The organism is Streptomyces sp. NPDC027672 (assembly GCF_055566335.1).
Genome location: NZ_JBVHSO010000001.1, coordinates 42590 through 66646 on the forward strand (window position 1 = coordinate 42590; position 24057 = coordinate 66646).

24 protein-coding genes are annotated in these 24057 nt (G+C 74.2%); 5 read left to right on the forward strand and 19 right to left on the reverse strand.

Annotated elements, in window-relative coordinates:
* The first annotated feature begins 8 nt into the window (after positions 1–8).
* Positions 9–1181: a PQQ-dependent sugar dehydrogenase gene (locus tag ACZ4SV_RS00180; RefSeq protein WP_468001265.1), complete on the forward strand. Its 1173-nt coding sequence runs from the start codon at positions 9–11 to the stop codon at positions 1179–1181.
* A gap of 333 nt (positions 1182–1514) precedes the next feature.
* Here ACZ4SV_RS00180 and ACZ4SV_RS00185 read toward each other — a convergent pair whose 3' ends face one another.
* The 5 genes from ACZ4SV_RS00185 to ACZ4SV_RS00205 form a co-directional block, all read right to left on the reverse strand.
* Complete coding sequence (locus ACZ4SV_RS00185) at positions 1515–1820, reverse strand: DUF6191 domain-containing protein (RefSeq protein WP_468000270.1); 306 nt, start codon at positions 1818–1820, stop codon at positions 1515–1517.
* A gap of 36 nt (positions 1821–1856) precedes the next feature.
* Positions 1857–4898: a helix-turn-helix transcriptional regulator gene (locus ACZ4SV_RS00190; protein WP_468000272.1), complete on the reverse strand. Its 3042-nt coding sequence runs from the start codon at positions 4896–4898 to the stop codon at positions 1857–1859.
* A 227-nt stretch (positions 4899–5125) separates the two neighbouring features.
* Positions 5126–5314, reverse strand: coding sequence for a hypothetical protein (locus tag ACZ4SV_RS00195; RefSeq protein ID WP_468000274.1), 189 nt, complete (start codon positions 5312–5314; stop codon positions 5126–5128).
* Positions 5315–5495: 181 nt separating this feature from the next.
* Complete coding sequence (locus tag ACZ4SV_RS00200; RefSeq protein WP_468000276.1) at positions 5496–6176, reverse strand: hypothetical protein; 681 nt, start codon at positions 6174–6176, stop codon at positions 5496–5498.
* A 35-nt stretch (positions 6177–6211) separates the two neighbouring features.
* On the reverse strand, positions 6212–6778 hold the full coding sequence (locus ACZ4SV_RS00205) for a GNAT family N-acetyltransferase (protein WP_468000278.1): 567 nt from the start codon (positions 6776–6778) through the stop codon (positions 6212–6214).
* A gap of 184 nt (positions 6779–6962) precedes the next feature.
* Between ACZ4SV_RS00205 and ACZ4SV_RS00210 the strand changes: the two genes are divergently transcribed.
* Positions 6963–7760, forward strand: a complete 798-nt coding sequence (locus ACZ4SV_RS00210) for an SAM-dependent methyltransferase (RefSeq protein ID WP_397943001.1) — start codon at positions 6963–6965, stop codon at positions 7758–7760.
* 50 nt (positions 7761–7810) lie between these two features.
* Here ACZ4SV_RS00210 and gatB read toward each other — a convergent pair whose 3' ends face one another.
* The 10 genes from gatB to ACZ4SV_RS00260 all read right to left on the reverse strand — a co-directional run bounded on the left by gatB (position 7811) and on the right by ACZ4SV_RS00260 (position 19092).
* Positions 7811–9325: an Asp-tRNA(Asn)/Glu-tRNA(Gln) amidotransferase subunit GatB gene (gatB, locus tag ACZ4SV_RS00215; protein ID WP_468000280.1), complete on the reverse strand. Its 1515-nt coding sequence runs from the start codon at positions 9323–9325 to the stop codon at positions 7811–7813.
* A 16-nt stretch (positions 9326–9341) separates the two neighbouring features.
* The gene (locus ACZ4SV_RS00220; RefSeq protein ID WP_365883766.1) at positions 9342–9581 is read right to left on the reverse strand and encodes a hypothetical protein; all 240 of its coding nucleotides are present in this window, start codon (positions 9579–9581) and stop codon (positions 9342–9344) included.
* Positions 9578–11074 carry an Asp-tRNA(Asn)/Glu-tRNA(Gln) amidotransferase subunit GatA gene (gene gatA, locus ACZ4SV_RS00225; protein WP_365941844.1) on the reverse strand — a complete coding sequence of 499 codons (1497 nt, stop codon included), beginning with the start codon at positions 11072–11074 and terminating at the stop codon, positions 9578–9580. The genes ACZ4SV_RS00220 and gatA overlap by 4 nt, the downstream gene beginning before the upstream one ends.
* A 5-nt stretch (positions 11075–11079) precedes the next feature.
* A complete protein-coding gene (gene gatC / locus ACZ4SV_RS00230) occupies positions 11080–11376 on the reverse strand; it encodes an Asp-tRNA(Asn)/Glu-tRNA(Gln) amidotransferase subunit GatC (RefSeq protein WP_006130840.1) in 297 nt (98 codons plus the stop codon).
* A 94-nt stretch (positions 11377–11470) separates the two neighbouring features.
* Positions 11471–11965: a cupin domain-containing protein gene (locus ACZ4SV_RS00235; protein ID WP_397942998.1), complete on the reverse strand. Its 495-nt coding sequence runs from the start codon at positions 11963–11965 to the stop codon at positions 11471–11473.
* Positions 11966–12105: 140 nt separating this feature from the next.
* Positions 12106–14337 (reverse strand): putative bifunctional diguanylate cyclase/phosphodiesterase, encoded by a 2232-nt coding sequence (locus tag ACZ4SV_RS00240; protein WP_468000284.1) that lies wholly within the window; start codon positions 14335–14337, stop codon positions 12106–12108.
* Between the two features lie 259 nt (positions 14338–14596).
* A complete protein-coding gene (ligA, locus tag ACZ4SV_RS00245) occupies positions 14597–16792 on the reverse strand; it encodes an NAD-dependent DNA ligase LigA (RefSeq protein ID WP_468000286.1) in 2196 nt (731 codons plus the stop codon).
* Between the two features lie 15 nt (positions 16793–16807).
* A complete protein-coding gene (locus tag ACZ4SV_RS00250; protein WP_468000288.1) occupies positions 16808–17815 on the reverse strand; it encodes a methionine synthase in 1008 nt (335 codons plus the stop codon).
* A gap of 31 nt (positions 17816–17846) precedes the next feature.
* A complete protein-coding gene (locus tag ACZ4SV_RS00255) occupies positions 17847–18536 on the reverse strand; it encodes an SDR family oxidoreductase (RefSeq protein ID WP_397942992.1) in 690 nt (229 codons plus the stop codon).
* Between the two features lie 16 nt (positions 18537–18552).
* The gene (locus ACZ4SV_RS00260) at positions 18553–19092 is read right to left on the reverse strand and encodes an LOG family protein (RefSeq protein ID WP_365881742.1); all 540 of its coding nucleotides are present in this window, start codon (positions 19090–19092) and stop codon (positions 18553–18555) included.
* A gap of 64 nt (positions 19093–19156) precedes the next feature.
* Here ACZ4SV_RS00260 and ACZ4SV_RS00265 point away from each other — a divergent pair, with 64 nt between their 5' ends.
* Both ACZ4SV_RS00265 and ACZ4SV_RS00270 read left to right on the forward strand, forming a co-directional pair.
* Entirely contained in the window at positions 19157–19480 is a 324-nt protein-coding gene (locus ACZ4SV_RS00265) for a DUF427 domain-containing protein (protein WP_365881744.1), read from the forward strand.
* A 38-nt stretch (positions 19481–19518) separates the two neighbouring features.
* Positions 19519–20301: an alpha/beta fold hydrolase gene (locus ACZ4SV_RS00270; protein ID WP_397942990.1), complete on the forward strand. Its 783-nt coding sequence runs from the start codon at positions 19519–19521 to the stop codon at positions 20299–20301.
* A gap of 13 nt (positions 20302–20314) precedes the next feature.
* Here ACZ4SV_RS00270 and mnmA read toward each other — a convergent pair whose 3' ends face one another.
* Positions 20315–21445 (reverse strand): tRNA 2-thiouridine(34) synthase MnmA, encoded by a 1131-nt coding sequence (gene mnmA / locus ACZ4SV_RS00275; RefSeq protein WP_365941843.1) that lies wholly within the window; start codon positions 21443–21445, stop codon positions 20315–20317.
* Positions 21446–21504: 59 nt separating this feature from the next.
* Here mnmA and ACZ4SV_RS00280 point away from each other — a divergent pair, with 59 nt between their 5' ends.
* Positions 21505–22197 (forward strand): N-acetylmuramoyl-L-alanine amidase, encoded by a 693-nt coding sequence (locus ACZ4SV_RS00280; RefSeq protein WP_468000292.1) that lies wholly within the window; start codon positions 21505–21507, stop codon positions 22195–22197.
* 65 nt (positions 22198–22262) lie between these two features.
* Here the strand turns inward: ACZ4SV_RS00280 and ACZ4SV_RS00285 are convergent, their stop codons facing one another.
* Genes ACZ4SV_RS00285 through ACZ4SV_RS00295 form a run of 3 tightly spaced genes read right to left on the reverse strand, consistent with a single transcriptional unit; the run spans position 22263 to position 23976 of the window.
* Complete coding sequence (locus tag ACZ4SV_RS00285; protein WP_365879369.1) at positions 22263–23432, reverse strand: cysteine desulfurase family protein; 1170 nt, start codon at positions 23430–23432, stop codon at positions 22263–22265.
* Between the two features lie 53 nt (positions 23433–23485).
* Positions 23486–23776, reverse strand: a complete 291-nt coding sequence (locus ACZ4SV_RS00290; protein WP_365879371.1) for a DUF4190 domain-containing protein — start codon at positions 23774–23776, stop codon at positions 23486–23488.
* Between the two features lie 32 nt (positions 23777–23808).
* Positions 23809–23976 carry a hypothetical protein gene (locus ACZ4SV_RS00295; protein ID WP_365879373.1) on the reverse strand — a complete coding sequence of 56 codons (168 nt, stop codon included), beginning with the start codon at positions 23974–23976 and terminating at the stop codon, positions 23809–23811.
* Positions 23977–24057: the final 81 nt, after the last annotated feature.

A 24057-nucleotide genomic window follows, 5' to 3' on the forward strand; every position in this document is an offset into this window, starting at 1 on the left:
AAGGGACTCTGATCGTGCGACGCCGAACCGCTCCGGCCGTGCTGGCCGCGACCGCCCTGCTGCTGACGGCGGGCTGCTCCTCGGGCGCGGGGGGCGGGCCGGGCCGGGCACCTGCCGCCACGGCGCCGGGCGGCGCCTCCTCGGCGGGGACCGCGCCGTCCGCGCCGTCCGCGCCGGCTCCTCCGGCCAAGGGCTCGGCGCGAGTGCTGCGCACGGTGGCCGAGGGGCTGAAGACTCCCTGGGGGCTGGCTCCGCTGCCCGGCGGCGACCTGCTGGTCTCCTCCCGGGACGAGGGCACCGTCACCCGGATCGACGCGAAGACCGGCCGGAAGACCGAGCTGGGCACGGTCCCCGGGGTCGCGCCGGCCGGTGAGGGCGGACTGCTGGGCATCGCCCTCTCCCCCGGCTACGCCTCGGACCACATGATCTACGCCTACTTCACCTCCGCCTCCGACAACCGCATCGTCCGGATGCGCTACGACGAGCGCCGGCCGGCCGGTGACCAACTGGACGCTCCCGACACCGTGTTCAAGGGCATTCCCAAGGGCACCATCCACAACGGCGGCCGGATCGCGTTCGGTCCGGACGGCATGCTGTACGCGGGCACCGGGGAGAGCGGCCGGCGGGGCCTGGCGCAGGACCGCGCGTCGCTGGGCGGCAAGATCCTGCGCATGACCCCGGAGGGCGAACCGGCGCCCGGCAACCCGTTCCCCGGCTCCGTCGTCTACTCCACCGGCCACCGCAACGTCCAGGGCCTGGCCTGGGACGGCCGGCAGCGGTTGTTCGCCTCGGAGTTCGGGCAGGACACCTGGGACGAGCTGAACGCGATCAAGCCGGGCGACGACTACGGCTGGCCCGAGGCCGAGGGCCGGTCCGGCGGCACCCGCTTCCACGATCCGCTGGCCCAGTGGCACACCGACGACGCCTCCCCCAGCGGGATCGCCTTCGTGAACGGCGTGATCTGGATGGCCGCTCTGAAGGGCGAACGCCTGTGGCGCGTCCCGCTGAACGGCACGGCGGCCGCCGCCACCCCGCAGGCGTTCCTCACCGGCGACTACGGCCGGCTGCGCACGGTGGCCCCGGCGGCCGGCGACCGACTCTGGCTGATCACCAGCAACACAGACGGCCGAGGCACCCCACACGAGGGCGACGACCGACTGCTGGAAGTCCAGGTGCGCTGACCGGGACGGTTCGGCAGGACCGGGCCCGGGACCCGGCGCCTTGCGCGGCCGTGCCCGGAGGGCCGGGCCGGGCGCGGACCGCCCGGCAGGGCCGTGCCCGGGACCCGACGCCTGCACGGCCGTGCCCGGGACCCGGGCGTCTGCACGGCCAGGCCCGGAGATCCGGGTCGGGCGCGATCCGCCCGGCGCGGCGGGCCCGCGCCCGCGCGCCGACGGCCGGAAGTCGCTACGGCGCCGTCTCCCTCTCCGTCCGCATCCGCCTCCGGGTCGGCGTCCGGAGGGTCGGCGCTCGGCGCCGCGGTCCCGTGCCCGCGCGCCGACGGCCGGGGACCGCTACGGCGCCGTCTCCCTCTCCGCCGCGTCCGCGTCCGCTTCCGGGACCGCGTCCGGGTTCGGGTCCGGGGCCAGGGCCAGGTCCGCGTCCGGGACCGCGTCCGGGGCCAGGTCCGGGTCCGGGACCGGATTCGCGTCCGGGTTCGCGTCCGGTAGGCGTATTACCGCCTTGCCCGAGGTGAGGTCGATGGGGCCGTGGCCCGGGTCGGTGTCGCCGACGTCCTCACGGGTCAGTTCCAGCCGGTTCTGCTCGTCCCGCGTGTGCTTGCGGCCGGGCGCGAACAGGTCCTCGAAGGCGTTGAACACGGCTCCCCCTCCTGCCGGTTTCCTCCAGCGTAGGTCTCAGCCGGGCGTTTCGGCAGCGAGCGTCCCGGCCACGAACAGGCCGAGCCGGTGCGCCACCGCCGCCGCCTCGCCCCGGCCCGAGACGCCCAGCTTGCTCAGGATGTTGGAGACGTGGACGCTCGCGGTCTTCGGCGAGATGAACAGCTCCTCGGCTATCTGGCGGTTGGTGCGGCCGGCCGCGACCAGGCCGAGGACGTCCCGCTCCCGGCTGGTCAGGCCGAACGCCGCGGCCGGGTCGGCGGCCGGCGCCCGCCGGGAGCCGCGGCCCAGCGGCAGCCGGGCGCGCTGGGCGAGCTGGGCGGCGGCGTCGGCGAGCGGGCGGGCCCCCAACTGGGCGGCGACCGCCGCGGCCAGCCGGAGCAGTTCCACCGCGCGGTCGCGCTCCTCCTCGCACCCCCCGGCCAGCAGCGCCGCGGCCAGCCGGTGCCGGACCCGGGCCAGGTCGTAGGGCCGGTCCAGGCACTCGAAGGCGGCGACGACCGGGGCCCAGGTCCCGGCCGTGTCCCGGCCCGCCGCGCGGAGCAGTTCGGCCCGGGTCCACGCGCTGTAGCCCTCCCACAGGGGCACGTCGGCGGTGAGGGTCCGCACGGCCGCCGAGACCCGGTCGAGCATCTCGGTGCGGCCGGGCAGGGCGGCGGGCAGGGTGCGGGCGTCGGCCTCGGCGGTGGCGGCGGCCAGCAGCAGCGGCCAGCCGTGGCGGTGGGTGCCGGGCGGGAACCCGGCGTCCAGGGCCGGGAGCAGCGCCGCGCGGGCGTCGGCGATCCTGCCCTCGGCGGCGGCGACCCCGAGGGTGATGCGGACCAGCGGCAGGGACTGCTGGGGTCTCGGGTCATGGGTGCCGTACCAGGCGCGGGCGGCGGCGAGCTGCCGGCCGGCCTCGGCGAGGTCGCCGCGGGCCAGGGCGAGATGGGCCAGGCGCAGGGCGCCGGCGGCCCGGGGCTTGGCGCTGTGCCCGACCTGGGCCGCGTGCGTGGCGGCCTCGGCGGCCTCGTCCCACCGGCCGAGCGCGTCCAGCGCGTCGGAGAGGTTGCCCCAGGCCCAGGCCCCGGAGTCCAGCAGGCCGTACCGGCGGCAGAACTCGATGCCCTCGCGCAGCAGCGGGACGGCCTCCCGGTCCCGGCCGACGCCGCGCAGCGCGGACGGCAGATTCACATAGGCGCGGCCCGCCACCGGGTGCACGCCCTCGTCCAGGGTGTCCCGCAGGACCTGCCGCATCTGCGTGAGCCCGGCCTCCGGGTCGCCGGCCTCCACGGTCAGGCCGCCCAGGGTGAGCAGGGCGTGCAGTTCGGTCTCGCGGGCGCCCACCATGCGGGCGTACTCCACGGCCCGCTCGGCGGCGGCGAGGGCCTCGGGACCGGGCCGGTGCTGCATCGACCAGTTGGCGGCGACCGCCAGCACCTCGGCGTGCACCTCGGACGGCGGCAGGCCGCGCACCAGCTCCTGGGCGGTGGCCAGTTCCTGCCAGCCGTCGCCGCGGGCCTGGGCCTGGACCAGCCGGGAGCGCTGCACCCAGAACCAGGCGGCCCGCAGCGGGTCCGGGTCCTCCTCCAGCAGGCGCAGGGCCCGCTTGGTGATCTTCAGGGCGCGTTCGCGTTCCCCGCCGAAGCGGCCCGCCACCGCCGCCTCGGCCATCAGGTCGAGGAAGCGCAGCGGGGTGGTGGCCGGGTCACAGCCGCACGGTGGATAGACCTCCGCGTAGTCCACCGGGCGCAGGGCGGCGCGCACCTCGCGCGGGGCGCTGTCCCACAGCTCCATCGCCCGCTCCAGCAGGCCCAGTTGCTCGGTGTAGGCGTGCCGGCGGCGGGCGACGACGGCGGCGGCCAGGACGGCGGGCAGGGCCTTGGCCGGATCGTGGGCGTGGTACCAGTAGGTGGCCAGGCGCATCACCCGGGCGTCGGCCGGGACGAGCGTGGGTTCGGCCTCCAGTGCCTCCGCGTAGCGCCGGTTGAGCCGGGAGCGCTCGCCGGGCAGCAGGTCGTCGGCGACGGCCTCGCGGACCAGGGAGTGCCGGAAGCGGTAGCCGTCGCCAGCCCGGGTGACGGTGAGGATGTTGGCGCCGACCGCGGCCCGCAGCGCCTCGATGAGGTCGTCCTCGGCCAGTTCGGCCACGGCGGCGATCAGCCGGTACTCCACCGTGGAGCCGCCCTCGGCGACGATCCGGGCGACCCGCTGGGCGCTCTCGGGCAGTGCCTCGACCCGGACGAGGAGCACGTCGCGCAGGGAGTCGGTGAGGCCGGTGCAGTTGCCCTGGCAGTCGGCGACGGCGAGTTCCTCGATGAAGAAGGCGTTGCCGTCGGAGCGGGCGTAGATCTCGTCGACCCGGGCGGGGTCGGGTTCGGCGGCGAGGATGCCGGCGATCTGGCGGCCGGCCTCCTCACGGGTGAAGCGGTCGAGTTCGATGCGGCGGACGGTGCGCAGCCGGTCCAGTTCGGCGAGCAGGGGGCGCAGCGGGTGGCGGCGGTGGATGTCGTCGGAGCGGTAGCTCGCCAGCACCAGCAGCCGGCCGGCGCGCAGCGTGCGGAACAGGTAGGCGAGCAGGTGGCGGGTGGAGGCGTCGGCCCAGTGCAGGTCCTCCAGGACGAGGACGACGGTGTGGGCGGCGGCGACCCGCTCCAGCAGCCGGGCGGTGAGTTCGAACAGGCGGGCCATGCCCTGTTCGTCGTGGCGGCCGGCCGGGGCCTCGCCGAGGTCGGGCAGCAGCCGGGCCAGTTCCTCCTCCTGGCCGGCCGCGGCGGCGGCGAATTCCGCGGGCAGCGCGTCGCGCAGGGCGCGCAGCGCGGCGGAGAAGGGCGCGAACGGCAGTCCGTCGGCGCCGATCTCCACACAGCCGCCGACGGCGACGACGGCTCCGCGGCCGGCGGCGGCCGTGGCGAACTCCTCCACGAGGCGGGTCTTGCCCACGCCCGCCTCGCCGCCGAGCAGCAGCGCCTGCGGCTCGGCGGCGCCGGCGCGGCCGAGCGCGTCGCTCAGCACGGCCAACTCGGCGGCGCGGCCGACGAACACGGGACTGACAGACCTGTTCTCCACGGGCCCGAGCATCGCACGAGGCCGGGAGGGCCCGGCACTGGTTTTCCACAGCCCCGGTGTGATGGTCGTACCGGTGCTCGGCCGATTCGTCCCGCCGTGTCCGGCCCCGGGCGACGGCACCGGCGAAGGCGCGGCGGCGGACGGGGACGGCGGAAGGGCCGTACGGCTCCGCCGGGAAGCCGTACGGCCCTCGGGCTCCGAGCGGCCGACCCCCGTCCGGCCGCTCCGTGCCCCTGCCGTCACGCGGTGCGGGGCCGGCCGTGCCGGCGGGGGCCGGCGGTATGCGACTCGGCGGCCGGGGCACCGTCGCCGGTTCGCTCGCGGCGCGCGGCGCGGCGGGAGCGGACGGCCTCGCGGGCCAGGCGCTCGCGCTGAGCCTCGCGGCGCAGCTCGGCGGAGCGGAGTTGGTGCAGTTCCAGGCTGTACATGGCGGTTCCTCCGGGAGATTCGGTGGGTGTGCGCCGCGTTCCGCGACGACTCCACTTTCGTCTTCACCAGGGGTGTGCCGCATCGGGAGGGTTCCGCATCTTCCCGCCGCCGCCGTCCGGCATCCGCGCGTAAGTGGGGCCTTACCGGCCGGTGCGGCGCGCGCGGACGCCCTAAGGCACCTCAGGCGGCGGAGGGCAGGCCCAGGAGCGCGTCGGAGTACTTCAGCACGGCCAGCAGCAGACCGACGACGCCGAGGCTGACGCCCGCCCAGGCGACCGACCTGATCCAGGCCGGCCGCGGCCGGCCGGGCGCGCCGAACGCGGGCCGGACCAGCACGACCACGCCGGTGACCAGCGCGGCCAGGGCGAACAGGCCGGCCCACAGGGCGGTGGCGTGCCAGGAGTCGCCGTAGACCTCCTTGAGCTGCGTGCCGACGCTCGCGCTGGTGGAGGTCCGAAGCTGGCCGACGAGCTGCTCGCGGGCGGCGGCGACGGTGCCGATCCAACTGCCGCTGAGCGAGACCAGGCCCAGCGCGGCGGAGACGACGGCACCCGCGCCCAGCCCGACCCCGGAGGACGCCTCGGCCCCGGCATCCGGCGCCCCGGCGTCCCCACCGGACACATCGGCCCCATCGGCCCCATCGGCCCCATCGGCGGCGCCGTCCTCGCCGGCCCGCGTCGACTCATCGGCCCCGGCGTCCCTGGCGGCCCGGGTGGTTTCGTCGGCGCCGTCCCCGGTGGCGGTCGTGGTTTCGTCGGCGCCGTCCCCGGTGGCGGTCGTCGGTGTCGTCTCGTCGTCCTCGCGCGTCCCGGCGCCGGTCCCGGAACCGGCCGCCGCGTCTCCCGCTGTCTTCGTTGCCATGTCCGGCACCGTACGGACGCTCTCTGAGAGGTCCCTTAACGTGCGGCACGCGCGCGTGCCGCACGCCACTCGGGTGCCAGCAGCGCCCAGATCTCGGTGCTGGTGCGCACGCCCCGGTGCGGGTAGTTCTCGCGCAGCACGCCCTCGCGGGTCATGCCGAGCCGCCGGGCCACGTTGATGCTCGGCTCGTTGGCGGAGGACACGTGCCACTCCACCCGGTGCATGCCGCGCTCCTCGAAGGCCCAGTCGCACAGCAGCCGCATACCGCGGGTGACCAGCCCGCGGCCGGCCGCGGCCGGCTCCAGCCAGCAGCCGGCCTCGCACACCCCGCTCGGGGTGTCCCAGACACGGAACAGCAGCCCGCCGGCCAACTGCCCGTCCAGCCAGATCCCGTGCAGGCCGCCGGCGTCGGCGGCGCGCTTGTCGGCGTACGACCTCAGCCAGGCGCGGGCGCCGTCGAGATCGCCGACCACATCGGCCAGGCCGACGTGCCGCCCGATGAACTCCCGTCCCCGGTCGATGTTGGCCAGCAGCTCGCCGGCGTGCCAGACCTCCAGGGGCCGCAGTTCGGCGCCGTCCGCACCCAGTGATATCGCGTACATCGTGCCGCTCGTCCTTCCCTCGGTCCGTCCGCCGGGGCCCGGCGGCAGAGCAAAGGTACGGGTGATCACCACTTCCGCCGGCGGCGCCCGGCCGCCGCGGACTCCGGCGCGTACGACCCCGCGGCCTTCCGGGCGGGAAAACCGGGTGCGGGGCGGTGTTCCCGGCTGCTAGGCATGGGTGCTTGTGACCGACACACCGACCGCATCCGACGCGCTCACCCAGCGCGTCACCCATCCCCGCTACCCCCGCAGCAACGGCTACGACGCCCGCTGGGCCGTCGAGAACCAGATGGGCCCGCACGCGTTGTGGCAGTTGGAGTGGCTCGCCCCCGCGCTGGGCCTGGAGGACCTGCCACCGGACGCGCGCGTGCTCGACCTCGGCTGCGGACGGGCGATGACCTCCGTCTTCCTGGCCCGGGAGTACGGCGTCCAGGTCGTCGCGGCCGACCTGTGGATCACGCCCGACGAGAACGCCGTACGCCTCGCGGAGGCCGGGGTGGCCGACCGGGTGCTGCCGGTGTCCGCCGAGGCGCACGACCTGCCGTTCGCCGAGGGCTCCTTCGACGCGATCGTGTCCGTCGACGCCTACCAGTACTTCGGCACCGACGACCTCTACCTGCCCACGCTGACCCGGCTGCTGAAACCGGGCGGCCGGATCGGAGTCGTCGTCCCCGCGCTGCGCGAGGAACTGCCGGGCAGCGAGCCGCCCGAGCATCTGAAGCCCTGGTGGGAGCCCGCCTTCTGGTGCTTCCACTCCACCGGCTGGTGGCGGCGCCACTGGACCCGCAGCGGTGCCGTGGCGGTCGAGACGGCCGACTGGCTGGAGGACGGCTGGCGCGACTGGCTGCTGTGGAGCGAGGTGGTCGCCGACGAGAGCCCGAGCGACCTGCACGTCCGCATGGCGGGCCGGTCCGTGGAGATGCTCCGCGCGGACCGGGGACGCACGCTGGGCTTCGCCCGGGTGGTGGGCCGCCGGGCATAGCCGTACGGCCCCGGAAGGACGTGCCTTCCGGGGCCGTACGCCTTGACTCGTCAGCCTTCGTCGACGCCCAATTGGGCGAGGATCAGCTCCTTGACGCGGGCCGCGTCGGCCTGGCCGCGGGTGGCCTTCATGACCGCGCCGACCAGGGCGCCGGCCGCGGCCACCTTGCCGCCGCGGATCTTGTCCGCGATGGCCGGGTTGCCGGCGATGGCCTCCTCGACGGCGGCGGTCAGCGCGCCCTCGTCGGAGACGACCTTCAGGCCGCGCTTGTCGACCACCTCGTCCGGGGTGCCCTCGCCCGCGAGGACGCCCTCGATGACCTGGCGGGCCAGCTTGTCGTTCAGGTCGCCCTTGGCGACCAGCTCGGTGACCCGGGCCACCTGCTGCGGGGTGATCGGCAGCTCGTCCAGGGCCTTGCCGGACTCGTTGGCGCTGCGCGCCAGCTCGCCCATCCACCACTTGCGGGCGGAGGCCGCGTCGGCGCCGGCGTCGATCGTGGCGACGATCGGGTCCAGCGCGCCGGCGTTGAGGATGGCCTGCATGTCCGTGGCCGAGATGCCCCAGTCGGCCAGCAGCCGGGTACGGCGGGCCAGCGGCGGCTCGGGCAGGGCCGCGCGGATCTCCTCGACCCACTCGCGCGAGGGCGCGACCGGCACCAGGTCGGGCTCCGGGAAGTACCGGTAGTCCTCGGCCTCCTCCTTCACGCGGCCCGAGGTCGTGGACCCGGTGTCCTCGTGGAAGTGGCGGGTCTCCTGGATGATCGTGCCGCCGGAGGAGAGCACGGCCGCGTGGCGCATGATCTCGTAGCGGGCCGCCCGCTCCACCGAACGCAGCGAGTTGACGTTCTTCGTCTCGCTCCGGGTGCCGAACTTCTCGCTGCCCTTGGGCATCAGCGAGAGGTTGACGTCGCAGCGCATCTGGCCCATCTCCATGCGGGCCTCGGACACGCCGAGGGCCCGGATGACCTCGCGCAGCTCGCGGACGTACGCCTTCGCCACCTCGGGGGCGCGCTCGCCGGCGCCCACGATCGGCTTGGTGACGATCTCGATCAGCGGGATGCCGGCGCGGTTGTAGTCCAGCAGGGAGTGGGACGCGCCGTGGATACGGCCCGTGGCGCCGCCGACGTGCGTCGACTTGCCGGTGTCCTCCTCCATGTGGGCGCGCTCGATCTCCACGCGGAAGGTCTCGCCGTCCTCCAGCTGCACGTCGAGGTAGCCGTCGAAGGCGATCGGCTCGTCGTACTGGGAGGTCTGGAAGTTCTTCGGCATGTCCGGATAGAAGTAGTTCTTCCGGGCGAAGCGGCACCACTCGGCGATCTCGCAGTTCAGCGCGAGACCGATCTTGATCGCCGACTCGACGCCGGTCGCGTTGACGACCGGGAGCGCGCCGGGCAGGCCGAGGCAGACCGGGCAGGTCTGGGTGTTCGGGTCGGCGCCGAGCGAGGTCGAACAGCCGCAGAACATCTTGGTCGCGGTGCCGAGTTCGACATGGACCTCAAGGCCCATGACGGGGTCGTACGCCGCCAGGGCGTCCTCGTACGACACCAGGTCGGTCGTGGTGGTCACGGTGAAAACTTCCCTCTCAGCCCAGCAGGACGTCGTCGTCGCCCAGCCGCTTCAGCTCGCGGTAGAGGATGGCGAGGCCGGTGACGATGGCGGCGGCGGACACGGTGGCGTCGATCAGCCGCAGCGTGTCGTTCTCCAGGCGGGCCTTCTTGATCTGCTTGACGACGCTCACGGCGCCGAAGGCAGTGGTGGCCATGGACAGGTACGTACCGGACTTCGACTTCTTGAAGTCCTTGGCCTTCGACAGCTTGCTCACAGCGACGGAGCCTCCTCCAGCAGCGGGTGACCCCACTTTTCCACGAAGGCGGCCTCGACGGCGGCCCCCACCCGGTAGAGGCGCTCGTCCTTCATCACCGGGGCGATGATCTGGAGGCCCACCGGGAGGTTGTCCTCCGGCGCGAGGCCGCAGGGCAGGGACATGGCCGCGTTGCCCGCCAGGTTGGTCGGGATGGTGCACAGGTCCGCCAGGTACATCGCCATCGGGTCGTCGGCGCGCTCGCCGATCGGGAAGGCGGTGGTCGGCGTCGTCGGGGAGACGATCACGTCGACCTGCTCGAAGGCCCGGTCGAAGTCCTGCTTGATCAGCGTGCGGACCTTCTGCGCGGAGCCGTAGTACGCGTCGTAGTACCCGCTCGACAGGGCGTACGTGCCGAGCATGATGCGGCGCTTGACCTCGGGGCCGAAGCCGGCCTCGCGGGTCAGGGAGGTGACCTCCTCGGCCGAGTGGCTGCCGTCGTCGCCGGTCCGCCGGCCGTAGCGCAGGCCGTCGAAGCGGGCGAGGTTGGAGGAGCACTCGGACGGCGCGATCAGGTAGTACGCCGACAGGGCGAGGTCGAAGGACGGGCAGTCCAGCTCGACGATCTCGGCGCCCAGCTCCTTCAGCAGCGCCACCGACTCGTCGAAGCGCTGGATGACGCCGGCCTGGTAGCCCTCGCCGCGGAACTGCTTGACCACGCCGACGCGCATGCCCTCGACCGAGCCGTTGCGTGCGGCCTCGACGACCGGCGGGACCGGGGCGTCGATGGACGTGGAGTCCAGCGGGTCGTGGCCGGCGATCACCTCGTGCAGCAGGGCCGCGTCCAGGACCGTACGGGCGCAGGGGCCGCCCTGGTCGAGGGAGGAGGAGAAGGCGACCATGCCGTACCGGGACACCGCTCCGTACGTCGGCTTCACGCCGACCGTGCCGGTGACGGCGGCCGGCTGGCGGATGGAGCCGCCGGTGTCGGTGCCGATGGCGAGCGGGGCCTCGTAGGCGGCGAGCGCGGCGGAGGAACCGCCGCCGGAACCGCCGGGGATCCTGGTGAGGTCCCAGGGGTTGCCGGTCGGGCCGTAGGCGCTGTTCTCGGTGGAGGAGCCCATGGCGAACTCGTCCATGTTGGTCTTGCCGAGGATGACGACGTCGGCGGCCTTGAGCTTCCGCGTGACCGTCGCGTCGTACGGCGGGATCCAGCCTTCGAGGATCTTCGAGCCGACGGTCGTGGGCACGCCCTCGGTGGTGAAGATGTCCTTCAGCGCGAGCGGGACGCCGGCCAGCGGGCCCAGCTTCTCGCCGCGCGCCCGCTTCTCGTCCACGGCACGGGCCTGGGCGAGGGCGCCCTCGCGGTCGACGTGCAGGAAGGCGTGGACCTTCTCGTCCACGGCCTCGATGCGGGCGAGGTGGGCCTCGGTGACCTCGACGGCCGTCAGCTCGCCGGAGGCGATCTTCTCGGCGGTCTGCGCGGCCGTGAGCTTGATGATGGTGTCCGTCATGATGGTCACTCCTCCCCCAGGATCTGCGGCACCTTGAAACGCTGCTGCTCCTGGGCGGGGGCGCCGGAGAGCGCCTGCTCGGGGGTGAGCGAGGGACGGACCTCGTCCGCCCGCATGACGTTCGTCAGCGGGAGCGGGTGCGAGGTCGGCGGTACGTCTTGGTCGGCGACCTCGCTGACGCGGGCTACCGCGCCGATGATGTCGTCCAGCTGGCCGGCGAAGTGGTCGAGTTCTTCGGGCTTCAGCTCCAGACGCGCCAGCCGGGCGAGGTGGGCGACCTCCTCGCGCGTGATGCCAGGCATGCAGCGATCCTCTGGGGTGAGAGTGTGTGGTTTGGGCTCAATCCTATGGGGCCGGGCCCCGTGCCCGTGAAACGGTTTGCCGCGGGGGCGGACCTCAGCGGTGCCGGCCGTCCCACGACTCGCTCTTCAGGAAGTGATTGTCGTACAGCTCCTGGACCTCCAGCAGGCTCTCCCGGGTGGCCTCGCCCAGGCGGACGCGCTGGAGGTGGCGGAAGTAATCGAAGCGCTCCACGCCCGGGGCGATGACGACGAGCAGGTCGGCGGTGCTGCCGGGAGCGGCGGCGAAGGCGTGCGGGCGGTCCGGCGGGACGATGATCAGGTCGCCGCGCGCGGCGGTGACGACGTCGTCGCCGGACAGCACCTCGGCCTCGCCGTCGAGCAGGTAGAACATCTCCGCCGAGCGGTGGTGGACATGCGGGCGGGCGCCGTCGGCGCCCTCGGCGAGCGTGACCCGCACGGTGGACAGCGCGCCGCCGGCGGCGCTGCTGTCGGCCAGCAGCCGTACGGCGACGGGGGCGTCGCCGACGACCTCGGCCCCGGCGTCCCGGACCAGCACGGTGTCGTCGAACCTGGGCACGAACAGGGACATGGCGCTTCTTTCCGTGGAACTTGCGGGGCTCGGGGCCCCCATCGGAGCTGGTGTAACCGGTGGTCCGCGCGGGCCGGTGGTCCGGTGAGCCACGCGGGCCAGTGGATCACGCGGGCCGGTGGTCCGCGTGGGCCGGGCGGCTAGTCGGCGGCCGGGAGCGCGGCGGGCGGGCGCTGCCAGCCGCGGGAGCCGCGCGCCAGCAGCCACGCGGTCGCCTCCTCCGGCGGCATCGCCGCGGCGACCAGCCAGCCCTGCACCGCGTCGCACCCGAGGTCGCGCAGCCGCTCCCAGGTCTCGTCGTCCTCCACGCCCTCGGCGACGACCAGCAGGCCCAGCGAGTGGGCGAGGTCCACCGTGCAGCGCACGATCTCGGCGTCCTCGGTGTCGACGGCGAGCCGGGCCACGAACGAGCGGTCGATCTTCAGCTCGCTGACCGGCAGCCGCCGCAGGTGCACCAGGGAGGAGTACCCGGTGCCGAAGTCGTCCAGGGACATCTTGACGCCGTGGGCGGTGAGCCCGGCGAGGGTGTCGGCGGCCCGCTGCGGGTCCTCCAGCAGCACGTGTTCGGTGATCTCCAACTGGAGCGCCCCGGCCGGGACGCCGTGCCGGGCCAGCCGGGCGGCGACGGAGCCGGCGAAGCCGGGCGTGTGGACGTCGCGCGGGGAGACGTTCACGGCGACCGGGACCCGAAGGCCCTGCGCGCGCCACCGGGCGACCTGGCCGAGCGCGGTCTCCAGCACGTACTCGGTGAGGTGGGGCATCAGGCCGGAGGACTCGGCTATCGCTATGAACTCGTCCGGCGGCACCTTGCCGCGCTCCGGGTGCACCCAGCGGACCAGCGCCTCCAGGCCGGCGACCTGCCCGTCGAAGCGGACCTTGGGCTGGTAGTGCAGCTCGACCTCCTGCGCGTCCAGCGCGCGGCGCAGGTCGCCCAGCAGGCCGAGGCGGTCGGGGGTGTTGGAGTCGCGCTTGGACTCGTACACCTCGACGCCCGTGCGGTCCCGTTTCGCCTGGTACATCGCGACGTCGGCGCGGCGCAGCAGGCCCTCGGCGTCGAGCGCGTGGTCGGGGAAGACGGCGACGCCGGCGCTGGCCTCCAACACGAGGGTGAGCCCGTCCAGGTCGAGCGGGGAGCTGAGGGCGGTGACGAGGCCGCGGGCGACGCGGGTGGCCGACGTGGTGGAGTCGGCGACGGGGAGTAAGACGGCGAACTCGTCACCGCCGAGCCGGGCGGCCTCGGCGCCGCGCGGCAGGGCGAGCCGGAGCCGGTCGGCGATCTGGAGCAGCAGCCGGTCGCCGGCCAGATGACCGAGCGTGTCGTTCACCGACCGGAAGCGGTCGAGGTCGATCAGCATGAGCGCGGCGCGCGCGCCGATGCGGTCGGCGTCGTCCAGGGCGGTCCAGATGCGCTCCAGCAGCCACTGCCGGTTGGGCAGCCCGGTCAGCGGGTCGCGCAACTGCTCCTCGGCGCGGGCGCGCGCCATCCACAGCGTGGAGTCCAGGGCGATCAGCGGGATGGCGAAGAGCGGCAGCAGGACCGGCTGGGCGTCGGCGACGACGCACAGCAGCGGCGCGATGCCGAGCAGCGCGACGGCCACCAGGCCCTGCCTGACCAGGGCGGTGCGGGTGACCGTGGGCAGGGCGCCGCGTCCGCGCGGCGCGTGCAGGTACCACAGCAGGCCGCGGCTGACGGCCAGGTAGGCGACCGCGGCCAGGACGACCTCGGGGACCGTGGTGACGCTCCAGCCGGCGGGCCGCCAGGGCTCCTCGACGGTGGGGACCGGGCCGCACGCGCCGAGCAGCAGGGCGCCGACGCCGATGCCGAGGACGTCCACCGCGCCGTGCAGCACGCCCTGCCGCCAGCGGTGCCGGCGGGCGATGCCGACCAGCACGACGACGGTGAGGCTGACCAGGCCGGCGGGCACCCAGCCGTACAGCAGCAGGACGGCGAGGGTGAGGGCGGCGCCCGAGCCGGTGCCGCCCGACCAGCGGGCGCGGCCCAGCATGACGAGGTGGCCGACGATGACGCCGGTGAGCAGGGCGAGCGCCCAGCCGACCGTGCCGCTCGGGAACAGGGCGTGGTGGCCGGTGTAGGCGCGGTAGAAACCGGCGGCCAGGACGAGGCCCGCGGCGGCGACGACGGCCGCGGGCAGCGCCGGCCAGGACGGGTGCGCTTCGGTGCCGGTCAGGGCGGGGCCGGCGGACGGCGGCGGGGCGGGGGGCGGCTCGGTGGCGGCGCCCGGTCCGGAGAGGCGGATCCGCACGCCCGTACGGCCGTCGGCCCGTACGGTCCACCGGTTCGCGCGCCGGGCGCCCGCGCGGCGGCGCAGGCGCAGCCATGTGTCCGGGGCGGCGCTCTCGGTCGGTTTCATTCCCGTCCCTCTCACAGCCGGCGGTGCCCACGCCACGCGGCCCGATGCCCGACAACCATCAGCAGCTCCGCGTCGAAGAAACCCTCCCCGGGCCTCGTGAGGGCACGGAGATGCCCCAGCCGTAGCTGGGCACGGCAGGCGCACACCTCAACAGTAGGCCGCGGAAGGCTTCCACGGGCAGCGGTCTCCGACGGTTGCCCGAATGCGCCCGGGCCACCCGTATGCAACTGATATGCGCCGATCGGGTGGCCTTCAACCGCTACTCCCCGGTCGGAAGCGCGACTTCGGCCGCCGCTTCCGGTCCCTGCTCCAACAGGACCCCGAAACCTTCCTCGTTCAGAACGGGAACCTTCAACTGCATGGCCTTGTCGTATTTCGATCCGGGGTTGTCACCCACCACGACGAACGAGGTCTTCTTGGACACGGAACCGGTCACTTTCGCGCCGCGGGTCTGCAGGGCCTCCTTGGCGCCGTCCCGGGTGAAGTGCTCCAGCGTGCCGGTGACGACGACGGTGAGCCCTTCCAGCGGACGCGGCCCCTCGTCCTCGCCGGGCGCCTCGTCCTCCAGCGGGACCCCGGCGGCCTTCCACTTGCGGACGATCTCGCGGTGCCAGTCCTCGGCGAACCACTCCTTGAGCGCGGCCGCGATGATCGGGCCGACGCCGTCGGTGGCCGCCAGCTCCTCCTCGGTCGCCTGTTCGATCCGGTCGACGGAGCGGAACTCGCGGGCGAGGGCCTGCGCGGCCACCGGTCCCACATGGCGGATGGACAGCCCGTTCAGGAAGCGGGCCAGCGGCCGGTCCTTGGCCGCCTCGATGTTCGCCAGCAGGGCGAGGGTGTTCTTCTTCGGCTCGCCCTTCTGGTTGGCGAAGACCGTGACGACCTTCTCCTCACCGGTCTTCGGGTCCCGCTTGGGCAGACCGCTGTCCGGGTCGAGGACGTACGCCTTGATGGGCAGCAGCTTCTCCACCGTCAGGTCGAACAGGTCGCCCTCGTCCACCAGCGGCGGGTCGGCCGGCTCCAGCGGCCGGGTCAGCGCGGCGGCGGCCACCGCGCCGAAGTGCTCGATGTCCAGGCACTCGCGGCCCGCCAGATAGGCGACCCGCTCGCGCAACTGGGCCGGGCAGGTGCGGGCGTTGGGGCAGCGGAGGTCGATGTCGCCCTCCTTCATGGGCCGCAGCGGCGTCCCGCACTCGGGACACTCGCCGGGCATCACGAACTCCCGCTCGCCGCCGTCCCGCAGGTCCACCACCGGACCGAGGATCTCCGGGATGACGTCACCGGCCTTGCGCAGCACGACGGTGTCGCCGATGAGGACGCCCTTGGCCCGGACGACCTCCTGGTTGTGCAGGGTGGCGAACTCCACCTCGCTGCCCGCGACGGTGACCGGCTCGACCTGGGCGTACGGCGTGACCCGGCCGGTGCGGCCGACGCCCACCTTGATGTCGAGCAGCTTGGTGTTGACCTCCTCCGGCGCGTACTTGTAGGCGATCGCCCAGCGGGGCGCCCGCGCGGTGGAGCCGAGCCGGCCCTGGAGGCGGATCTCGTCCAGCTTGACCACGACGCCGTCGATCTCGTGCGCCACGGAGTGACGGTTCTCGCCGTAGTACGCGATGAACCGCCGTACGCCGTCCAGGTCGTCGACCACGCGGTTGTGCGGGGAGGTGGGCAGGCCCCAGGTCTTCAGCAGGTCGTACGCCTGGGAGAGCCGGGTCATGCCCGTGTAGCCCTCCAGGGCGCCGATGCCGTGGACGACCATGTGCAGCGGGCGGGTGGCGGTGACCCGCGGGTCCTTCTGGCGCAGCGAACCGGCGGCGGCGTTGCGCGGGTTGGCGAACGGCTTGTCGCCGGCCGCGACCAGGCGTTCGTTCAGTTCGAGGAACTTCTCCATCGGGAAGTACACCTCGCCGCGGATCTCCACCAGGTCCGGCACCTTGTCGCCGTCGAGGCGGTCCGGGATCTCCGCGATGGTGCGCACGTTCGGGGTGATGTCCTCACCGGTGCGGCCGTCGCCGCGGGTGGCCGCGCGGGTGAGCCGGCCCTTCTCGTACGTGAGGTTGACCGCGAGGCCGTCCACCTTCAGCTCGCACAGGAAGTGGTACGCCTGCTCGCCCAGCTCCCTGGCGACGCGGTCCGCCCAGGCGGCCAGCTCGTCGTCGTTGAAGGTGTTGTCGAGCGAGAGCATCCGCTGGCGGTGCTCGACCGCCGTGAACTCCGTCTCGTACGCCCCCGCGACCTTCTGGGTGGGCGAGTTCGGCGTGCGTAGCTGCGGATACCGCTCCTCCAGGGCCTCCAGGGACTTCAGGAGCCGGTCGAACTCCGCGTCGCTGACGACGGGAGCGTCCTTCACGTAGTACCGGAAGCGGTGCTCCTCGATCTGCTCCGCCAGCTGCGCGTGCTGCTCACGGGCCTCGGCGGGCACCGCCGTCGTCTCCGCCTGCTTGTCGCCGGCCACCGTGTCGTCCTCCCGTTACTCTGGGTTGTCCGCGAGGGATCTCGCCGCCCGGACGCAGTGGTCCAGCGCCTGGCGCGCGTAGGCGGGAGAGGCCCCCGCCAGACCGCACGCCGGGGTCACCGTGACCGCCTCCGCGAGCAACCCCGGAGACAGCCCCAGCCTGCGCCACAGCGTCCTGACACCCATGACGCTACCGGCAGGGTCTGACAACGGGCCGTCCGTGCCCGGCACGACACCGGCGAACAGCCGCGTACCGCCCTCGACGGCCTCGCCGATCACGTCGTCGTCACGCTCGGTGAGCAGCGCGAAGTCGAAGGAGACGGCCGCCGCGCCGGACCGCCGCAGCAGCGCGAACGGCACGTCCGGCGCGCAGGAGTGGACGACCACGGGCCCGCCGGCGTGCGCGCCGAAGACCTCGCGCAGGGCCGCCTCCACGACCTGCCGGTCCGGCGCCCGGTGGGTCCGGTAGCCGCTCGCCGTGCGGACCTGTCCGCGCAGCACGGCGGTGAGGGAGGGCTCGTCGAGCTGGAGGACGAGCCGGGCGCCCGGGACGCGCCGCCCCACCTCGGCCAGGTGCGCCCGCAGCCCCTCGGCGAGCGAGGCGGCGAGGTCCCGGCAGGCGCCGGGGTCCGACAGGACGGCCTCGCCGTTGCGCAGCTCCAGGGCGGCGGCCAGCGTCCAGGGGCCGACGGCCTGCACCTTCAGGTCGCCCTCGTAGCCCTGGGTGAACTCCTCCAGGGCGTCCAGGTCCTGCACCAGCCAGGACCTGGCCCGCCGGGTGTCCCGGCCCGGCCGGTCGCCGAGCCGCCAGCCGCTGGGCTCCACGCGCGCGTACAGCTCGACCAGCATCCCGGCGGTGCGGCCGGTCATGTCGGCGCCGGGCCCGCGCGCGGGGAGTTCGGGCAGGAAGGGGAAGTCCCCGAAGCTGCCCGTGGCGGTCTTGGCGGCCTCCCGCGCGTCCGTGCCGGGCAGGGAGCCGACACCGGTGGCTCCCGGAAACCTGAACTGGCTGTTTTCGCTCACCAGGGCAGCCTACGGAACCCGGCGGCCGGGGTCAGCGCCCCGGGCGCACCGTCAGGTCGTTGACCTCCGCGTCCCTGGGCAGGTCCAGGGCCATCAGGATCGTCGTGGCGACGGACTCGGGGTCGATCCACTTCGCCGGGTCGTACTCCTTGCCCTCCTGCTGGTGCACCTTGGCCTGCATGGGGCTGGCGGTGCGGCCGGGGTAGACGGAGGTGACGCGGACGCCGTGGGCGTGCTCCTCCTGGCGCAGGGAGTCGGCGAGGGCCTTCAGCCCGTGCTTGGAGGCGGCGTACGCCGACCAGCCGGCGGACGCGCTGAGCCCGGCGCCGGAGTTGACGAAGACCACCTGGCCGTGGGCGGCCCGCAGCTGCGGCAGCAGCAGCCGGGTCAGCTCGGCGGGCGCGACCAGGTTGACGTTGAGCTGGTGGCGCCAGGACTTCGGGGTGAGGTCGCCGACCCCGCCGAGGTCGGCGACCCCGGCGATGTGCAGCAGGGAGTCCACCCGGTCCGGGAGCGTCTGGTGGGACAGCGCCCAGGACAGCTTGTCCGGGTCGGCGAGGTCGCCGGCCAGGGTGCGGGCGCCGGGGAACTCGGCCGCCAGTTCCTTGGCGCGGCCCGCGTCGCGCACGTGCAGTACGAGGTCGTCCCCGCGCGCGTGCAGCCGGCGGGCCACGGCCGCGCCGATGCCGGATCCGGCCCCGGTGATCACATGAGTAGCCATGCCGCCCATGCTCGCATCACCGGCCGGCGGACTGCTCCTCCAGGTAGGCCAGGGCGCGGACCGGCTCGTCCGCGAAGAACACCAGCTCGGCCAGCGGGCGGGGCAGGAAGCCCTCGGCCTCCATGCGGCGGAACTGCTCGCGCAGCCCGTCGTAGAAGCCCGCCGTGTTCAGCAGCACGACCGGCTTCTCGGTGCGGCCGTGCTTCTTCAGCTCCAGGATCTCGGTGGCCTCGTCCAGCGTGCCGGTGCCGCCCACCATGATCACCACGGCGTCGGCCTTCTCCAGCAGCAGCCTCTTGCGTTCGGCGAGGTCGGCCGCGACGATCATTTCGTCGGCGCCGGGCCGCGCCTTGTTCGCCAGGAACTCCACGGAGACGCCCAGCAGCCGGCCGCCCGCCTCCTGCACGCCGTCGGCGACCACCTTCATCAGGCCGACGTCGGAGCCGCCCCAGACCAGGGTGTGGCCGGCCTTGCCGATCAGTTCCGCGAACTCGCGCGCGGGACGCGTGTAGCGCTCGTCGAGGTCGGCGGCGGACAGGAAGACGCAGATGTTCATGGCCCCTACCGTACGGTGTCCGCGCGGGCGGGAAGAAGCGCGGCCCGTGCGGTGCTGAACCGGTATGAGCCAAGGACACACGATCACCGTCCAGCGAAGCGAGCGGCACGTGCGCGTGGTGCGCGACGGCCAGGTGCTCGCGGAATCCGACCGCCCCCTGGAACTGCGCGAGACGGGCTGTCCGGTGCGGTACTACATCCCCGCCGAGGACGTACGCCTGGATCTGCTGACCCCGTCCGGAACGCACACCGTGTGCCCCTTCAAGGGCACGGCGTCCTACTGGTCGCTGCCGGAGGCGGCCGACCTCGTCTGGGCGTACCCCGACCCCAAGCCGGAGGTCGCGGAGATCAAGGACCACTACTGCTTCTACGACACCGACGTGTCATGACCGGATGAGCCCCGTGCCGTACGGCAGTCTGCACGGGCATGGACAAGAAGACGACTTCGCGCGACGGCACCTCCCTCGCGTACCACGTGACCGGCCAGGGGCCCACGGTGATCCTGGTCAGCGGTGCGATGTCCACCGGCGGCACCCTGCTGCCCCTGGCCCAGCGGCTCGCGGACCACTGCACGGCCGTCGTCTACGACCGCCGGGGCCGCGGCGAGAGCGGCGCCGGCGGGCCGTACGCGGTGGACCGCGAGATCGAGGACCTGGCCGCGCTGACCGGCGCGGTGGGCGGCGAGGCGGCGCTGTTCGGGGTCTCCTCGGGCGGCGCGCTCGTGCTGCGCGCGGCGGCGGGCGGGCTGCCGGTGTCCCGGGCGGCGGTGTACGAGGTGCCGTACGCCGACCATCTGGCGGACGGCGCCGCCCGGGAGGCCGCCTACAAGGAGCGGCTGGGCGCGGCGCTCGCCGAGGGCCGGCGCGGGGACGCGGTGGAGCTGTTCCTGCGCCTGACGGGCCTCGGCGAGGAAGTGATCCAGGGCGCCCGCCAGTCCCCCATGTGGCCCGGCATGGAGGCCCTCGCGCCGAGCCTCGCGCACGACGACGCGGTCATGGGCGACGGGCTGCTGCCCGCGGACCGGGTCGCCGCGATCCCGGTGCCCGTGCTCGCGGTCGCGGGCGGCGCGAGCCCGGAGTGGATGCACCGGGCGGGCCAGGCGATCGCCCGGGCCGCGCCGCGGGGCACCTACCGGGTCCTGCCGGGCCAGACCCACATGGTGGAGCCGGACGTGCTGGGGCCGGTGCTGGCGGAGTTCTTCACGGGGTAGCGGACCGGGCGGCTCAGACCGCCGCGGCCGTCGCGCGCGTGGTGGACGCGATCGTCGCCGAGCCCACCACGCGTGTGCCGTCGTAGAGCACGATCGCCTGACCGGGGGCGACGCCGCGGACCGGTGCGGCGAAGGTCACGCGCAGCTCGCCGCCGGTGAGTTCGGCGGTGACCGGGGTCTCGTCGCCGTGGGCGCGTAGCTGGGCGGTGTAGGCGCCGGGACCGGCGGGGGCGGCGCCGCACCAGCGGGGCCTGACCGCGGTGAGGGCGGTGACGTCCAGGGCGTCGGCCGGGCCGACGGTGACCGTGTTGGTGACCGGGGAGATGTCCAGGACGTAGCGCGGCTTGCCGTCCGGGGCCGGGGTGCCGATCCTGAGGCCCTTGCGCTGGCCGATGGTGAAGCCGTACGCGCCCTCGTGCGTGCCCAGCCTGGCGCCGGACTCGTCCACGATGTCGCCCTCGGCCTTGCCCAGCCGCTTGGCCAGGAAGCCCTGGGTGTCGCCGTCGGCGATGAAGCAGATGTCGTGCGAGTCGGGCTTCCTGGCCACGGCCAGGCCCCGGCGTGCGGCCTCCGCGCGGATCTCCTCCTTGGTGGTGACCGTGTCGCCGAGCGGGAACATCGCGTGCGCGAGCTGCCGGTCGTCCAGCACGCCGAGGACGTACGACTGGTCCTTGGCCAGGTCGGAGGCGCGGTGCAGCTCGCGGGAGCCGTCCTCGCGCACGATCACCTTGGCGTAGTGGCCGGTGCAGACGGCGTCGAAGCCGAGGGCCAGCGCCTTGTCCAGCAGCGCGGCGAACTTGATCTTCTCGTTGCAGCGCAGGCACGGGTTCGGGGTGCGGCCGGCCTCGTACTCGGCGACGAAGTCCTCGACGACGTCCTCGCGGAAGCGGTCGGCGAGGTCCCAGACGTAGAACGGGATGCCGATGACGTCGGCCGCGCGGCGGGCGTCGCGCGAGTCCTCGATGGTGCAACAGCCCCGCGCGCCGGTGCGGAAGGACTGCGGGTTCGCGGAGAGCGCGAGGTGGACGCCGGTCACGTCGTGGCCTGCTTCCGCGGCGCGCGCGGCGGCGACGGCGGAGTCGACCCCGCCGGACATGGCGGCGAGGACGCGGAGGGGGCGGGTGCGCTGCGGGGTGTCAGTCATAACCCTTCCAGGGTACGGGGGCGCGGGAACCTGGTCCGCCGGTTATCCGTTGATCCGGCATGGGGGCGACATCGGGGACGGGCAGGGGGACGGCGGCGGGCGACGGGGACCGGCGGCCGGGCCGGCGCGCGCTGCTGGTGGGCGGGGCCGCGGTGGCCGTGGGCACGGCGCTGCTGGCCCGGGAGGAGCTGGGCCGGCTGTGGTGGCGGCTGCCCGGCGTGGACAGGCAGCGGACGGCGGGCGCGGTGGACTTCCGGGGCGCGCGCTGGGTGGCGGCCTCGGCGGCGAACTACCGCCTGGCGGACCGGCCGGCCGACTACCCGGTGGACCGGGTGGTCGTCCATGTCACCCAGGGCGGTTACGCGTCGGCGGTGAAGGTCTTCCAGGACCCGGCGCACGGCGCGGCGGCGCACTACGTCGTGCGCCGGGACGGGCGGATCACCCAACTGGTCCGCGAGCTGGACGTGGCCTTCCACGCGGGCAGCCGGGAGTACAACGAACGCAGTGTCGGCATCGAGCACGAGGGCTTCGTGACGGACCCCGCGTCCTTCACCGACGCCCTGTACGCGGCCTCGGCCCGGCTGACGGCCGCGATATGCGGGCGCTACGGCATCCCGGTGGACCGCGAGCACATCATCGGCCACGCGGAGGTGCCGGGCACGGATCACACGGACCCGGGCCCCTTGTGGGACTGGAACCGATACCTGCGCTTGGTCCACGCCGCACCCGCCGGGGCGCCTACGGCGGGGTGAGGCCGGGGGCGGGGCTGGGAGGCTGGGGCTGGGGGCCGGGGCTGGGGGCCGGGCTCTCCCGGTGGCTAGGTCAGGCCCGCTGCGCGGGCGCGTTGGACTGCTGGGGCTATGGCCTTGGCTACCGCCTCGACGTCGGCCTCGGTGGAGGTGTGGCCGAGGGAGAAGCGCAGGGTGCCGCGGGCCAGGTCCGGGTCGGTGCCGGTGGCGAGGAGGACGTGGCTGGGCTGGGCGACGCCCGCGGTGCAGGCGGAGCCGGTGGAGCACTCGATGCCCTGGGCGTCCAGCAGGAGCAGCAGGGAGTCGCCCTCGCAGCCGGGGAAGGTGAAGTGGGCGTTGGCCGGGAGCCGGCCGCCGGGCGCCGGGTCGCCGCCGAGGATCGCGTCCGGCACGGCCGTGCGGACGGCGTCGACGAGCTGGTCGCGCAGGGCGCCGATCTCGCGGGCGAACCACTCCTGCCGCTCGGCGGCGAGCCGGCCGGCGACGGCGAAGGCGGCGACGGCCGGGACGTCCAGCGTGCCGGAGCGGACGTGCCGCTCCTGGCCGCCGCCGTGCAGGACGGGCACGGGCGTGTGCTCGCGGCCGAGGAGCAGGGCGCCGATGCCGTACGGACCGCCGATCTTGTGCCCGGAGACGGTCATGGCGGCCAGGCCCGAGGCCGCGAAGCCGACCGGGAGCTGACCGAACGCCTGGACCGCGTCGGCGTGCAGCGGAACTCCGAACTCGGCGGCCACGTCGGCCAGTTCCCGGACCGGCATGACGGTGCCGATCTCGTTGTTGGCCCACATCACGGTGGCCAGGGCGACGTCGTCGGGGTTGCGGGCGATGGCCTCGCGCAGCGCCTCGGGGTGGACGCGGCCGTGGGAGTCGACGGGGAGGTACTCGACGGTGGCGCCCTCGTGCTCGCCGAGCCAGTGCACCGCGTCCAGGACGGCGTGGTGCTCCACGGGGCTGGCGAGGACCCGGGTGCGGGCCGGGTCGGCGTCGACACGGGACCAGTACAGGCCCTTGACGGCCAGGTTGTCGGCCTCGGTGCCGCCCGAGGTGAAGACGACCTCGCTGGGGCGGGCGCCGAGGGCTTCCGCGAGGGTTTCCCGGGACTCCTCGACCGTGCGGCGGGCTTGCCGGCCGGACGCGTGCAGGGAGGAGGCGTTGCCCGTGATGCCCAGCCGGGCGGCGAACGCCTCTGCCGCCTCCGGGAGCATCGGGGTGGTCGCGGCGTGGTCGAGGTAAGCCATGGTGAGCCCGATTCTACGGCTCTCCCGCGGCGGGCCCCGTCCGCCGGCGGGCGTCACAGGCTCCAGGACACCGTGCCCGAGATCTCCATCGCCGTCACCAGGACGATCAGGTCGGCGACGCCCAGACCAAGGCCCAGGTAGGCGCGGCCCCGGCGGGCCGTACCGCGCCAGAGGGCGGCCAGCGCCAGGACGATGGCGACCGGGCCGAGGAAGAGGTTGAGGACGAGCAGACCGAGCAGGCCGAGGACGAAGGACGCGACGGCCATGCCGTCGGCGTCACGGCCCCGGGTGCGGGCGCGGGGACGGGTGTCGGTGCGGCCGGTGGCCGGTGCGGTCAGATGCATGGTGCTCAGCTCCCGAGATCCTGGTGCGGCGGTCAGTGGGCCGAGGTGCCGCGGCGGCGTCCGTGACGCTCGCGGAGCGCGAACACGCCGAGCCAGACGGCGATCACGGCGGCCAGGACGGCGGTGACGGTCAGCGGCGCGTGGGCCACGGTGCCCAGCACGACTCCGAGCAGCATGAACGCGGCGACGAGGAACAGCATGGGATCGGATCCCCCCTCCGGGGTGCCTCGTGGTCAGCCGGTGCGAAGCGCCAGCCGGTGTGAAGTTTGGGTGAACAGTTG